General features: G+C 44.0%; 11 protein-coding genes and 1 pseudogene. 7 read left to right on the top strand and 5 right to left on the bottom strand.

Annotation, left to right across the window (positions count from 1 at the left end; genetic code table 11):
* The coding region (locus AB4180_RS08480) for an IS5 family transposase (RefSeq protein ID WP_372081804.1) at window positions 1-423 on the top strand (423 nt) is incomplete at its 5' end.
* A gap of 139 nt (window positions 424-562) precedes the next feature.
* Here AB4180_RS08480 and AB4180_RS08475 read toward each other — a convergent pair.
* The 3 genes and pseudogenes from AB4180_RS08475 to AB4180_RS08465 form a co-directional block, all read right to left on the bottom strand.
* Window positions 563-1,095: pseudogene (locus AB4180_RS08475) on the bottom strand (site-specific integrase); the annotation flags it as partial.
* Window positions 1,096-1,167: 72 nt separating this feature from the next.
* Window positions 1,168-1,377 (bottom strand): cold-shock protein, encoded by a 210-nt coding sequence (locus AB4180_RS08470; RefSeq protein ID WP_004731543.1) that lies wholly within the window; start codon window positions 1,375-1,377, stop codon window positions 1,168-1,170.
* Window positions 1,378-1,831: 454 nt separating this feature from the next.
* Entirely contained in the window at window positions 1,832-2,917 is a 1,086-nt protein-coding gene (locus AB4180_RS08465; RefSeq protein WP_102249782.1) for a PQQ-dependent sugar dehydrogenase, read from the bottom strand.
* Window positions 2,918-3,214: 297 nt separating this feature from the next.
* Between AB4180_RS08465 and AB4180_RS08460 the strand changes: the two genes are divergently transcribed.
* Entirely contained in the window at window positions 3,215-4,408 is a 1,194-nt protein-coding gene (locus AB4180_RS08460) for a multidrug effflux MFS transporter (protein WP_102249781.1), read from the top strand.
* A gap of 161 nt (window positions 4,409-4,569) precedes the next feature.
* On the opposite strand, the gene AB4180_RS08455 is transcribed toward AB4180_RS08460, so the two are convergent.
* Together AB4180_RS08455 and AB4180_RS08450 are read right to left on the bottom strand one after the other, a co-directional pair.
* Entirely contained in the window at window positions 4,570-5,355 is a 786-nt protein-coding gene (locus tag AB4180_RS08455) for an ABC transporter ATP-binding protein (protein WP_102249780.1), read from the bottom strand.
* Between the two features lie 94 nt (window positions 5,356-5,449).
* Window positions 5,450-6,208 carry a siderophore ferric iron reductase gene (locus AB4180_RS08450; RefSeq protein WP_102249779.1) on the bottom strand — a complete coding sequence of 253 codons (759 nt, stop codon included), beginning with the start codon at window positions 6,206-6,208 and terminating at the stop codon, window positions 5,450-5,452.
* A gap of 219 nt (window positions 6,209-6,427) precedes the next feature.
* Between AB4180_RS08450 and AB4180_RS08445 the strand changes: the two genes are divergently transcribed.
* The 5 genes from AB4180_RS08445 to AB4180_RS08425 all read left to right on the top strand — a co-directional run bounded on the left by AB4180_RS08445 (window position 6,428) and on the right by AB4180_RS08425 (window position 13,799).
* Window positions 6,428-7,336 (top strand): AraC family transcriptional regulator, encoded by a 909-nt coding sequence (locus tag AB4180_RS08445; RefSeq protein ID WP_102249778.1) that lies wholly within the window; start codon window positions 6,428-6,430, stop codon window positions 7,334-7,336.
* A gap of 261 nt (window positions 7,337-7,597) precedes the next feature.
* Complete coding sequence (locus tag AB4180_RS08440; RefSeq protein ID WP_102249777.1) at window positions 7,598-9,727, top strand: TonB-dependent siderophore receptor; 2,130 nt, start codon at window positions 7,598-7,600, stop codon at window positions 9,725-9,727.
* A gap of 90 nt (window positions 9,728-9,817) precedes the next feature.
* Window positions 9,818-10,768 (top strand): iron-siderophore ABC transporter substrate-binding protein, encoded by a 951-nt coding sequence (locus AB4180_RS08435; protein ID WP_102249776.1) that lies wholly within the window; start codon window positions 9,818-9,820, stop codon window positions 10,766-10,768.
* 2 nt (window positions 10,769-10,770) lie between these two features.
* Window positions 10,771-12,765, top strand: a complete 1,995-nt coding sequence (gene fhuB, locus AB4180_RS08430; protein WP_102249775.1) for a Fe(3+)-hydroxamate ABC transporter permease FhuB — start codon at window positions 10,771-10,773, stop codon at window positions 12,763-12,765.
* A 221-nt stretch (window positions 12,766-12,986) separates the two neighbouring features.
* Window positions 12,987-13,799, top strand: coding sequence for a crotonase/enoyl-CoA hydratase family protein (locus tag AB4180_RS08425; protein ID WP_102249774.1), 813 nt, complete (start codon window positions 12,987-12,989; stop codon window positions 13,797-13,799).
* Window positions 13,800-13,882: the final 83 nt, after the last annotated feature.

Below are 13,882 nucleotides of genomic sequence, written 5' to 3'. Positions count from 1 at the left end.
TTATCAACGGTTACAGATGGCGAAGTACTCGCGAACCTACTGAAACAAACACGTCGAAGCATCCTTGAGGTGTCAGGTGATGGCGCTTACGACACGAGAGCGTGTCACGCTGCTATTAAGATGAAGCGAGCCGTTGCGCTTATTCCCCCAAGAGAAGGGGCAGCCTTCTGGGAGCGTGGTCATCCTCGAAATCTCGCCGTGGGTTGCCAGAAATTATACGGCTCAAATAAGTATTGGAAAGAGCGGTATGGATACCACAAACGTTCATTGTCAGAAACAGCGATGTATCGAGTTAAACAGTTGCTAGGAGGACGATTGAGCTTAAGAAATTACAATGCCCAGGTGGGTGAAACTTACGCGATGATAAAAGCGTTGAACAAGCTTACTGGGTTAGGTATGCCTGAAACTTGTCGTATTGATTAAGAAATACGCGAAACGGGGTTGTTCTATCTTTAAATTTAATTACGCAACAAAGCCTAGATTGTACGCAATCATGCATATTGTTCTTAATACTTCACTTATATTATCAACTTCATGCTTAACAGGCGGTTACGGTAATAATTTATATCTTACGTTCATGTAACTTATGCGGGAACAGCTGGGTATAAACCTGCCACAAGGTATTTAGGTTTCTGTGGCCAGTTACCTGAGCAACCTCCTCAATGGTAAAGCCTTTCTCGAACAAGCGGCTTGCACCTTCACGGCGTAGGTCATGATAGCGTAGGTTATCAATTCCAACCTTCTGGCACACTTTAACAAAGCCTCGGCCAACTGAGCGTGGGTTGTAAGGGAATATCAATTCTCCATTACGCTCTTGCTTCATTACAATATCAAATGCTTCACCGAGTAGAGGAACGACCATGTGGTTACCTTCTTTCTTACGTGGGTCTTTTCGGTCACGTACGATCACTGTTCTAAGTTCTTCGTTTAAGTCTTCCCAGCGAATACCACAGACTTCGCTTACTCTCATACAGCTCAGGATGCTGAAGTCTAAAAGTATAGAGTAGAGGATTTTGTTTTCTCTGATCTGCTCGTATTCTCTAGTGCTTCTTTTAACAGGTCTATTTCATCGGTCGTAGGGCGCCTTGTTACCTTAAATCTCTGAATAGCGGGTAAAAAAATAGCCAGCAGAGGCTGGCTATTTTTAGAAAGCTTTAAAATACTAAATTAAAGTACTTTGATGCTGTCAGCTTGTGGGCCTTTTTGACCTTGAGATACAGTGAACTCAACTTGTTGGCCTTCAGCAAGAGTTTTGAAACCGTCGCCTGTGATTGCAGAGAAGTGTGCAAATACGTCTGGGCCGTTTTCTTGCTCGATGAAGCCGAAGCCTTTAGTTTCGTTGAACCATTTTACTTTACCAGTAACTGTGTTAGACATGATGATATCCTAAAATTAAAATTAAATTTTTATTTTGAGCCAATTGTGGCACTGATAGCGCGGAAAAGTTTATTGCTATTGCGTACAACACAACGGGGTTACTAGTAATCCAACGAAATGTTTATATACAAAGAACTTTCTTTCTAGCCGAGATGAAGTCTAAATCAAATTAGGGGATAGTCAATCGAATCCATAGTGAAAGGTTGCAGAAACTTGGGGGTAGTCAAACTTTGCATTCCTTAAATATCATGGAGTTACAGTTGTATGGTGATTTGTTGTAGTTTTTGTGAAAAAGGTGGTCGAAATTGATGACGAATTTGGAGTAATTGCACTGTTTTGGCACATTTATTTTCCAAATTATTAAGCCGCTAATTGGTGCCTGGCCCCAATTTTAACGGCTTATATTTATAAATCTCACGGTAAGCATCATGTGTCTATTGGAACGAGCTTTTGACTACTTTTTCAAGCGATACAGGTTGCCATTATCGGTACTGAAAAAGATGTCGCCGCTTGGTGAAGTTTCAATGTCTCTTATCCTCTCGCTTAAATCTTCTAAAACACGTTCCTCTTTAATTGCCTCACCTTGTCCATTGACTGTCACAATATTGATGTGGGTAAGTTTAAGCGCGCCGGCCAGCAGCTTCCCTTTCAACTCTGGGTATTTGTCACCTTGGTAAACAATCAAGCTCCCCGGAGCGATTGAAGGAACGTAGACTTTTTTAGGCGCTTCAATGCCATCCTTAGTTTCAGACTCGCCTACGCTAATTGGCCCCCAGTACTCTTTACCGTGTGAGGTGACTGGCCATCCATAGTTGGCACCTGCTTTAATTAGGTTGATTTCGTCACCACCTCGCGGGCCGTGTTCAATCGACCACAGCTTCTGGGTTGGGAAGTCGTAATACAAGCCTTGTGGATTACGATGGCCATAGCTCCAAATCTCATTGAGTACCTTGCTGTTATCCGAGAACGGGTTATCGCTTGGTGTGCTTCCATCAGCATTCAATCGTAATATTGATCCGGCGTGAGTCATGGTGTCTTGGCCGTTGTCTCGATCACCACGGTCGCCGATTGAAAAATACAGGTGGCTATCATCAAAGGTGATACGGCTGCCAAAGTGACGCCCAGTGTCCGTTCTGGATTTAGATACAAACACGTCTGTCCAATTGGTAACTTCATTATTGCTGTAATTAGCAGAAGCCAGTGTCGTTAAGCCTTCACCATCGACGTCTTTACTGTAAGTGACGTAGAACTTTTCGTTTTCAAAAGGGGAGAGCGCGATATCCAACAGACCACCTTGGCCTTTCGCCCAAACATTGGGCAGCCTGAACAGTGTGCTTTGCTCACCCGTCTTTAAATCAACCTGTTTAATGACGCCAGCTTTTTCTGTTACTAGCATGGAGTTATCGTTGATATAAGCCAACCCCCAAGGGATCACGAGTCCGTCGGTGATCTTCTCTACTTGCCATGCAAAAGCAGAGGATATTGGACTCGATGCGATGAGTGCCAAAGCATAGGAAATAATACGATGATGATTGTTCATGGGAGTCCTTTGTTTTCATGACGTGGTATTAGTTTAGCTTGTGGTCGACAGGTGCAAAGGTTGGGTTGCTGAAAAGTGACTATTCATTTATTTAGTTCAACCAGTGTTGTATGAGTAAGCAAGCTCACGTATGTTTAGCCTGCCATTCTCTATTCGATTCCTTCGGAGCATAATGAATACTACCCTTGCAACATCTTCGCTGTTTTCTCTGTCTGTATGTTGTCAGGTTGATACCCAAGCTATCTATTCTCAAACCACCCGATCTCAAAACAGCTGTTATATTGGATACTTTACATCATGAGTCGTCGATTTGACTTTAAATCGATCCTACTTGCGTGTTTGGTCATCAGCATCGGCCAACTCAGTATGGGGCTGGTATTTCCATCATTACCATGGATCGCGAAAGACTTTGATGTTTCGCTAGAGCAAGCTCAGCTTCTGGTGAGTGTCTATTTGTTAGGTTTTGGACCTTCTCAGTTTATCTATGGTCCAATTTCCGATGCTCTAGGGCGCAAGAAAGTACTGCTGAGCGGATTATTAATCGCCATGCTGGGACTATTAATGATCATCTTCTTTAGCCATTCATTTACTAGCATGGTGATGGGGCGTTTTCTGCAAGGCTTAGGAACGGGTTGTTGCGCTGTACTTGCTCGTGCTTCCACGCGGGATAGATTCAGTGGGGCAGATTTACCTTTAGCTATGTCCTACATTGCGATGGTCGCGTCTATTACACCTTTGATTGCGCCCGTAATCGGCGGCTTTATTAACTTCCATTTTGGCTGGAGCATGGTGTTCATCTCGCTACTTGGCTATGTCTCATTAGCTTGGGTGGTTTTGGCGTTCAAGTTTAAGGAAACCGTCACTCAGATCTCCGCTATTCCTTCGCCAAAGAAAATGGTTTCTCAATACAAAGAGTTGCTAACTTCTCGCTATTTTATGAGTTTTGCGAGTATTGGCTGGCTTAACTTTAGTTTGATGATCACTACCGTATCAGTGATGCCATTTATTATGCAAAATCAGATTGGCATGACGTCTGATGAATACGCGATGTGGGCGGTGATTCCTGCTTTAGGCATGCTGGGTGGAACAAGTTTATGTAACCGTATTCGCCCCATGTTGGGCAACAAGAAAACTCTGTTATGTACCCCTGTATTGCATATCTCTGCGGCGTTGTGGCTTTTCTTTTGCCCACTTGAGCCTTTGTATCTCATGCTTGGCCAGTTCTTGATGATTCTTGGCAATGGTATTGCATTGCCTTGTGCTCAGGCGTTGGTGATGTTGCCTTATAAGAAGAACGCTGGCGCGGCTGCTGCGATGTCTGGCGGCGGGCAGATGGTGGTGTCTTCAATGGTGAGTATGGGGCTAGTTCAATTAGGGCTAGGAGAAGCGTGGCATTTATCGCTTGTCATCATGTTGTTCACTATTATTACTCTGATTAATATTTTGCGTGGTTTCAGTAGTCAAGAAGCGAGAGAGTCGCAGCTGAGCTAGTTAATTAGTTAATTATTTAGCTAGCGAGTGAAAAACGAAAAGGCCATTGAAGTTTATGATTTCAATGGCCTTCTTTATGCTTAGAGCTTAGAGCTTAGAGCTTAGAGCTTAGAGCTTAGAGCTTAGAGCTTAGAGCTTGGACTTAAGCTGAAATGCCCGAGCTATTCACAAACAACGGCAACCTTCTCGCTTGCTGCTGTCTTAGCTGGAACTGGATGATTGATCAGTCGAATCGAAGACTCATACAAAGCTGATAGCGCTTGTTCATCTAATAACTTCTCCGCACTGCCTTCAAAAGCAATCTGACCTTTCTTCAGTGCAACGATGTGTGTCGCGTAACGCAGTGCGAGATTCAAATCGTGCAAAATGACGATCACTCCAACATTTTCCGTTTTGTTGAGTTCAGACAGTAAACCCATGAGCTGAAACTGATGATGCACATCCAGTGCCGAAGTCGGCTCATCAAGGATTAGTACTGGTGATTGCTGAGCCAACAACATCGATACCCACGCGCGTTGACGCTCTCCTCCAGATAAATCATCCGCCAAGGCTTGCGAGAATTCAGTGACACCGGTTCTTTCCATCGCCTGTTGGATAATCGACTTATCTTCTGAATTCCAACGGCCTAGCGCGCCTCTCCATGGAAAACGTCCTAAACGAACCAACTCTTCTACGGTTAAGCCAGCAGAAGCGGGGAGCTTTTGCGGTAAATAAGCAATTTTTTTCGCTAAATCTTTGCTTTTGAATGAAGAGAGGGAAGTGCCGTCTAGTTCCACGCTGCCGTGATCCGGCGACATCTGCCCAGAGAGCAAATTAACGAGTGTAGATTTACCCGAACCATTATGGCCAAGAACGACTGTCAGTTCATTGGTCGGAATCGTGAGGTCTTCGATTGAGAGAATGGTTCGTTCATCACGAATAACTTTGATGTTTGAAAGCTGAAACATGTCAGTCCTGTAATTAGGTCAGTAGCGAAGCTCAATGGAGAAGGCTCGTCGTATTGAGCTTTAATAGGTGTATTAGCTGTAATAAATGGCGTGACTAAGCGATTTTTTTGTTGTTTTGATGCCTAGGGCAATCGTCGCAGTACTTCCTTGAATCACACTTATAAACCAGGCAGCAGCTGATTCTGATCAGTTTTAACATCCCCGAACTAGAGTCTACTTTAAGGCTGTCTAAATGATTCTCAGACAACTGGCATGCTTCTAACCAAAGCTTAGCTTGCGCAATAATGTAATCGTTGGTCAGGCTTGGTTCGTGTTGCTGAAGTTTTATCAAACTGCCTAACAATAGATCGGCCAATAAATGATTGGTAAATCCTGGGCGAATACGTGTCCATTCACTGATCTGGCTTCGATAAAACTCAGTCAGTGCAAGAATGGCTTCACCAGCATCGGGAATCAGCTCTTCTGGTGAACCATGTTGATGATCACCATTAAAGAAGCGGTAGCCAGTAATGAACTCTTTGTATCTAAATTGACCGATATTCTTGATGTCGGGCAATGAATGAAGCCCATAGATAGAAATGAAAGTCACATAGATAGGCTGCCAACACACGAGATCCCAGGTTCGCGTTAACCAATACGCTTTGCCTGCTTCTGGGTGGCTTTGCGAAAGACCATCGTAAACTCGTTTGAGCTCTTTATGGCTATTCTCATTTGTTACCGCAATGCTCTTGTTATTATGTGCACCAAAGCTTCCGCTTAAATAAGGGCTCACTTGTTTTGAGTAAGCGAAGATTTTTTGATGTAGAGACGGGGCTTTCCGACGAGTGATAATATTGTGCAGTTGGGGAAGCATCTTAAATCAATAAATGAGAATCAGTTGCGTTATCATAACGAACATAGTCGAGGATAACCATACAAAATGGAGCATCTACTCGGTGCTTTTTACGTTTTTGAGATTTATAAAGTTTGGGTGGGCTGTCCTTTTTTCAGTGATAAAAGCCACTTTAAGTGATAAAAGTATTGTTGAACCCAACACGCCCTAGTCAAAAATAGAGAAGATGAAAGCTTGAATATGAACACACCTGCATTTGACCGTATCAGCCGCGTTCTGGCTTATATCCATGAGAATCTTAGCTCTGCGTTATCGCTAGAAGATTTAGCGACGCAAAGCTGTTGGTCTCGTTGGCAGCTGCAAAGAGTGTTTCAAGCCGAAACCGGGCTTACCGTGGCGAACTATGTGAGAGAGCTAAAGTTAAGTCAGGCTGCCGAAGAGCTGCTTGATGGAAAAGATCGTGTTATCGATATTGCGCTTGGTCTCGGATTCAATTCAGAAATAAGCTTTAGCCGTTCGTTTAAGCAAATGTTTGGGGTAAGCCCAAGTCAGTATAGAAAAGCAGGCAAAAGAGTAGGGCTAAAAAAGCCGATACAAGTATCTGAAACGGCGAGTAATTCAGAAAATAGGGCGTTAAGCTTTGTGGAAGTGCGCATTGATGAAAGAGAGTCTTTCTTAGTGAAAGGAATGACATCAGAAATCAGTGGCTTGTTTTCACTCACGCAAGACTTCGCACACAAAGTCCCTCAACTATGGTCACGTTTAGAAGGTGAGGTTGAAATCCCTGACGCTAACATGCTCCAGTTTATTGGCGTTGTTGACCTGACTCAGTCTTGCTTTGACGGAACCAATATTTACTATTGGGCGGGCGTTGAGCTTCATGACGAGATCTCCATCCCGCAACTGCCTAGTATTATCTCTGATAAGTTAGAGGTGCTGACGATTCCGAAGCAAACCTATGCTGTAGTGAAGCACCGTGGTCCTATAGAGCATCTACCCCATACTCTAAGTTGGTTTGTGCTTAATTGGCTTCCAAATTCAGGTTATCGTGGCGTTGATGGTTATGAACTTGAGATGTACCCATTTGGTTATCAAGCTCATGCTTCTGATGCGGAAATGGAGTACTGGGTTCCTATTATTAAATCGTAGTCATATTTCAGCTCTCCGACTTTCTCCCCCCTTCTCAAAAGCCTTTGTGTTACAAGGTCAAAGGCTACAAGGTCAAACGCTACTAGGTCAAATGTTACTAGATCAATTGTGTGTTTAATCAGCAATTGACCTAGTTTTACTCAAAATAGGCCAAGTTCTTTTTGAACTTGCACCAAATTGTTAATTATCCTACCTCTAGATACATACAATGCAAATGAGATTTATTACTATTTACAATTAAGCATTGGTACCGAGGGAATCATGACCACTCACACTCGTTTTAAGTATTCATCATTGGCAGTCGCGTTGCTGACTGCGTTTTCAGCGCAAGCATTCGCGGAAGATACCGCTACTTCGGCAGATTCGAATGTAGAAACTATTACTGTTATGGGTAAAGCCTACCGTAATACAGCAACGAAAACCGTTTTAGCACCAGAAGAAACGCCGCAAACACTTAACGTTATCGAAAGCGAACAGATGGAACAACGTGGTGTTAAGTCTGTAATGCAAGCTCTTCGTTATGCACCAGGTGTATCAACCGAGAATAAAGGTGGTGCAGTGGTTCTTAGTGATTGGGTTAAAATTCGCGGTTTTGACTCTACGAATAACTATTATGACGGAATGATGTTGCCAATCCTTCCTGGATGGAACGTACAACCTCAGATTGATCCTATTGCGATGGAGCGTTTGGAAATATTTAAAGGTCCAACATCGGTTCTTTACGGATCAATGCCACCAGGAGGCATGGTTAATATCATTGCAAAAGCGCCTAAGTTCGAAGAGTCTACGAAAATTGGCTTAGCAACGGGTTTAGATAACTTAGTTGAAGCTTCAATTGATACAACGGGTGCTTTGAGTGACAACGTTGCTTATCGCTTGGTTGCTCTGGGTCGTAAGAAAGATACGCAAGTAGACGGTGTTGAGGAAGAGCGCTATGTGATTGCGCCATCAATCGATTGGTATGTGTCTGATAAAACCTTTATTAACTTCAATCTTTATTATCAGAATGACCCTGCATTAGGTCAGAACGTGACACTCCCATTAGCGGCGATTGAATCAGGAAAAGTATCACCTTCGACATTTGCCGGGGATGTTAATTACAACACCATCAAACGTGATTTCTTGATTACTGGTTATAAGTTTAACCATGATTTCAACTCAAATTGGGCATTTCTTCAGAATTTCCGTTATATGAAAACTGACTTTTATCAAGAAAGTACTAGCAGTGGCAATTTTGATGCTTCAACTGGCTCATTAGCTCGTTCGGCATATAGCACCGATGAAAGTTCTACGGGTATTAGTGTTGATAACCAACTATCGGGCTTAGTGTCGACTGGCTCATTGGATCACTATTTACTTTTTGGTGTGGATTATCGAAACACAGAGGGTGATGTAGCCTACGACGCTTTCGCAGGTGTTGATAGCATCAACCTTTACAATCCAAATAACAATAAGCTGAATCCGAATGATTTTACAAAAACGTATTATCAAAATAACGACATTGAAGTGAGTCAGCTTGGATTCTATTTCCAAGATCAGATGTTGATTGATAATTGGGTGTTCATTGCTGGTGGTCGTTTTGACAAAGTCGAAACAACGACAAAAGTATCAGTATTGGGTGGTGCACCAAGCAAAACGGATACTGATGATACAAACTTCTCATACCGCTTAGGTGCTTTGTACAAATTTGATAATGGTTTATCTCCATTTGCAAACTTTGCTACCAGTTTTGAACCGAGTGTAAAGTTAGATACTAACGGTAATAACTTAGATCCTGAAACCGGTGAACAAGTCGAGTTTGGTCTTAAGTATGACTCATATGAGAATATGATTTCAGGCTCGATGGCGTTGTTCCAAGTGAACAAAAAAAATGTGGGCGTTCGTCCTGATGGCGCTTCACCATGGACTTCAGTTGGTGAGATTCGCTCACAAGGTATTGAGTTAGAAGGACGAGCACAAGTCACTGATAACTTGGATGTGTTAGCGAACTACACATACATCGATATGGAAATTACTGAAGATAGAAACGCATCAAATATCGGACAAACACCAGTATTTGTACCAGATCATACTGCAAATGTTTGGGCTAACTACTTTGTACGTAGTGGTGCAATGAGTGGCCTTAGAGTCGGCGGTGGCGTGCGTTATGTGGGAGAAACTGTTCTAAACGATACGTCAGACAAAAATAAAGGCCAAGTACCATCATATACTTTAGTTGATTTGTCTCTAGGTTATGACTTAGGAGAGGTTAACAGCTCGCTTAAGAACGCAACAGCTAATGTCGTTGCAAATAACATATTCAATGAAGAGTATTACACTTGTTGGAATGAGAGCTATTGCTGGTACGGTCAAGAGCAAACTGTAGAATTTAATGTTAATTACGAATTCTAACTAAGTTAGGGTTATCAATTTAAAGCAGCCTTTACTGGGCTGCTTTTGTCGTTTGAATAAATATAGAATTTAGATTGAGTAGGCAACAATATGAATTTACAACGAATAGCTTCCCATGTTTCTAAAATAAAGAGCTTACATACAAAGTTGGCGGTATCTGTATTAGCGGGCGCTTTATCGTTTAATGCGATGGCCGATTACCAAGTTGAAGACAGTGAGGGCGTAAAAACCCTTGAAGCTCAGCCCGTTAGAGTGGCTGCGTTAAACTGGGACATTGCTGAACAAGTGATTGAACTCGGTATCACACCAGTAGCGGTGCCTGATATTGCAGGTTATACCGATTGGGTTGTTCAACCTGCGATCCCAGAAGGCGTGGCGGACATTGGTACTCGAACTGAGCCCAATATTTCTGCTTTGAAGAAGCTAAATCCTGATGTGATTCTCATCGCTTCGCCTCAGAAAGATCTTCAGGAGCGACTCTCTGAAATTGCGCCCGTGCTTTACTACCAAACGTACAGTGAACAACACAGCAATGCAGCGGTTGCTATCGAGAACTTCAAGAAGATCGGACAGTTGCTTGGTAAAGAAGAACAAGCGAACCAAAAGCTGGCCGCAATGGATGAGCGTATCGCTGTCCTTAAGGCTGAACTGGATAAAGCGTATCCGGGCGACAAACCGAAAGTGACCTCTTTCCGTTTTGCGAGCACCACATCGGTGTTCATTTACGGCGATAACTCTATTCCACAATATGCGCTTGAACAGTTAGGTTTTGAAAATGCGATGGATCTTCCTGCGAGTCAGTGGGGCATCAGTCAAAAACGAATGACAGAGCTTAAGAACGTAAAGAAGGGCATTGCACTTTACTTTGAACCTTTCCCATATCAAGACAAACTAGACCGTTCTCCGGTTTGGAAGAGCATGCCTTTTGTTCGTAATGGTCAATTTAGCCCAGTAGCGGCAAGTTGGAGTTACGGCGGTGCCATGTCGATTTTGTATAACGCAGAAGCTATGGCGCAATCGCTGTTGACGTTAGCGGAGTAGTAATGAAATCCAGTGGTTTGGTGATGGGGGCAGTGCTGTTTTTCGCTTCCCTTGTTCATTTATGGTTAGGGCAATCTGAATTTGGCCCTATCGGTGAGCTGCTCCAGCAAGTTTCACTGATCAGTGACAGCGTGACATTCAGCTCAATGGTTGATGATTCATTCGAGTTGATGGCGTTAATCTATGTCAACTTGCCTCGCTTGGTCATGGCGATTCTGGTTGGTGGAACACTCGGCACCATAGGTAGCCTGTTTCAACAACTGACGCAGAACCGAATGATGTCGCCGCTTATTTTAGGTACGTCGTCAGGGGCGTGGCTTGGTTTGGTTATTCTGAATGTGGTTGCGCCGATGTTGGTCGCTCAGTATTCAGTTTGGTTCGCTCTGATCGGTGCACTGCTCGCGATGGGGCTGATTGTTTCGATTGTCGGAATCAAAAACATGAGCGGCTTGCCAATTGTTTTGGCGGGCATGGCGGTCAACTTGTTGCTAGGGGCATTTGCGACAGCAATTATCCTGCTTAACGACCAGTACGCACAGAACTTGTTTGTATGGGGAGCGGGTGATCTAGGGCAGAACGGTTGGGAACAAGTAATTTGGCTGATGCCTAAGCTACTTCCGATCTTTGCCATCTTCTTATTGGCGCCAAGAGTCCTGACTTTGCTTTCGATCGGGACTGAAGGGGCAGCAGCGCGTGGCCTTAATATCGGCACTACCTTCTTTGTACTGATGGCGATTGGCGTTTGGTTGGTTTCCGTATCGATTACCTCGGTGGGTGTGATCAGCTTTATTGGTTTGATAGCTCCAAACATCGCGAGACATTTGGGCTTTTTAAAGGCGAAATCTGAACTCATCGCAAGCTGCGTGTTGGGTGCGCTGTTGCTTTGTGTGACCGACAGTTTGGCTATCTTCTTGGCGCAATGGTCTTTGGATATGATTCCAACAGGGACGGCAACCGCGGTGATTGGCGCTCCAGCGTTGATCATAATTGCGAGAAAGCAATTATCGGCTCAAGATCAGCTGTTTTTCTCGATGCCTAAAGGCCCAAAGTTTATTTCACCTTTGGCTTACTTCTTGTTGGGCACAGTGCTTTTCGGGTTGTTGGCGTTGAGTACGCTCTCACAGCCTTCTTCTGATATGGGCTATTTTGTTATCCCAGACGCTTTTGAATGGTCGATTCGCTGGCCTAGAATGTTAACCGCGATATTCGCTGGTGGCGGTTTGGCGGTGGCGGGTGTGATTTTACAAAGATTGGTCTACAACCCGCTCGCAAGCCCAGACATTCTTGGTGTGTCAGCCGGTGCGGTTCTGGCGTTGATTTTCAGTAGCTTATTCATGGGTTATTCGATTCACTCATTGAGCCCTTGGATTGCATTTTTGGGTAGTGCGATTGCACTGTGTTTATTGCTATTCCTTGGCAAGAAGCATCAGTTTGCACCTTCGATCTTGATTCTCACAGGTATTTCATTAACCGCAGTTTTGGAAGCTTTGGTGCAATTCTCTTTAACGCGAGTGGGTGAGGGGAAATACACTTTATTAGCTTGGTTGGCAGGCTCTACCTATCGTGTTGAACCTGAGTCGGCAATGATTATGACCATGGTGATAACGGCTTCTATCGGGGCTGCTTTGCTATTGAGTCGTTGGGTGACCTTAATTGCGACTGGCCGACAGTTCGCGAGTGCCAGAGGGTTGAATATTAATCTCGCCTACGTGGCACTGTTGTGTATTGTTGCGATCTTATGCTCGGTCGTGACAACCACCATGGGGCCAGTCGCATTTGTCGGTTTGTTAGCTCCGCATATCGCTGCAATGATGGGGGCTCGCTTGGTGCGAGTGCAGATCATCTTGTCGTTTTTGATTGGTGCTGCACTCATGCTATTTTCAGACTGGTTAGGGCAAGTGGTGGTGTTCCCAGCGCAGCTTGCAGCAGGGACGTTAGTTTCAATTATTGGTGGCAGCTACTTCATCTTCTTGTTACTGAAACCTCGAAGAACATAGGTTCTGTCAAAACAGAGAGCCCTTGATTATCAAAGCTACTGGCAATCAAAGCTACGAATGAAAAGCAGTGAATGGAACGATCCATCACTGCTTTTTTATTGATGTCGTTTGTGTAAGGGGAAGGTGTTAAGCAACACAGGTCTCGCTTCTTAATGTGCAAGTTTGGCATATGTTAATAAAATGTATAACCTAAAGGTCTGACCACTTATAAGGTAGCCACCATGCCAAACCTCGATCGTATCACTTGTTCCATTGATGAAAAGCAAATTGCCACCGTTGTGCTGAATCGACCCGATAAGCTCAACGCTATTGATATGGCGATGTTTGAAGGCGTCAATAATATGATCCGAGAACTCAAAAAGAATAACGAGGTTCGCGCTGTGATAGTGAAAGGTAATGGTACGGATTTTTGTTCAGGGCTCGATGTTAAATCGTTATTGAACAGTAAAGTTGGGGCGATGAAGCTTTTGTTCAAATGGTTGCCGACGTTGCCAAATGCGGCTCAGTATTTTTCTATTGGTTGGCGAGAGATCCCTTGCCCTGTCATTTTTGCGATTCACGGGCGTTGTTGGGGAGGTGGGCTTCAATTAGCCAGTGGTGGTGATTTTAGAATCGCTAGCCCAGATGCGAACTTCTCGATATTGGAAGCGAAGTGGGGGTTGATTCCTGACATGGGAGGCGCCATCGCATTTCGCGAGCTGATGCGTAAAGATCACACCTTAGAAATGGCAATGACGGCCAAAGTGCTCGACAGCCAAACCGCTAAGGAATATGGCTTGGTGACTAAAATCGCCGAAGATCCTTACGCTGAAGCTTATGCGTTGGCACTTGAGTGCGCGAATCGGTCGCCAGATGTTGTCGCAGCTAATAAGAAACTCTACAACAAGACTTGGTGGTCCAGTCCTGGGTTCGCCTTATTTTACGAGACTTGGTATCAAATAAAGGTAGGGTTAGGTAAGAACAGAGCAATTGCTGCTCAACGTGAAATTCATCGAGACAAGCCGCGTCCATACGTCGCTAGAAAGTTCAAATAGCGCTTGTAAAGTAATAACGGGTATTCCCATTGTTTATAGGGCTTTGCGGTAACCTTAGATCAATTTAATGTCTAAGGCTAAAT

It is taken from the genome of Vibrio sp. 10N.286.49.C3 (genome assembly GCF_041469545.1).
In the GTDB taxonomy this organism is placed as follows: Bacteria; Pseudomonadota; Gammaproteobacteria; order Enterobacterales; family Vibrionaceae; genus Vibrio; species Vibrio tasmaniensis_A.
The sequence above is the reverse complement of the archived record's forward strand: the minus strand, read 5'-3'. Positions and strand labels throughout refer to the sequence as shown.

Excerpts from the sequence above, each read along its gene's own strand:
- AB4180_RS08460 (WP_102249781.1), top strand. The coding sequence starts at position 3,215 with ATGAGTCGTCGATTTGACTTTAAATCGATCCTACTTGCGTGTTTGGTC.
- AB4180_RS08445 (WP_102249778.1), top strand. The coding sequence starts at position 6,428 with ATGAACACACCTGCATTTGACCGTATCAGCCGCGTTCTGGCTTATATC.
- AB4180_RS08465 (WP_102249782.1), bottom strand. The coding sequence starts at position 2,917 with ATGAACAATCATCATCGTATTATTTCCTATGCTTTGGCACTCATCGCA.
- AB4180_RS08470 (WP_004731543.1), bottom strand. The coding sequence starts at position 1,377 with ATGTCTAACACAGTTACTGGTAAAGTAAAATGGTTCAACGAAACTAAA.
- fhuB (WP_102249775.1), top strand. The coding sequence starts at position 10,771 with ATGAAATCCAGTGGTTTGGTGATGGGGGCAGTGCTGTTTTTCGCTTCC.
- AB4180_RS08440 (WP_102249777.1), top strand. The coding sequence starts at position 7,598 with ATGACCACTCACACTCGTTTTAAGTATTCATCATTGGCAGTCGCGTTG.
- AB4180_RS08435 (WP_102249776.1), top strand. The coding sequence starts at position 9,818 with ATGAATTTACAACGAATAGCTTCCCATGTTTCTAAAATAAAGAGCTTA.
- AB4180_RS08455 (WP_102249780.1), bottom strand. The coding sequence starts at position 5,355 with ATGTTTCAGCTTTCAAACATCAAAGTTATTCGTGATGAACGAACCATT.
- AB4180_RS08425 (WP_102249774.1), top strand. The coding sequence starts at position 12,987 with ATGCCAAACCTCGATCGTATCACTTGTTCCATTGATGAAAAGCAAATT.
- AB4180_RS08450 (WP_102249779.1), bottom strand. The coding sequence starts at position 6,208 with ATGCTTCCCCAACTGCACAATATTATCACTCGTCGGAAAGCCCCGTCT.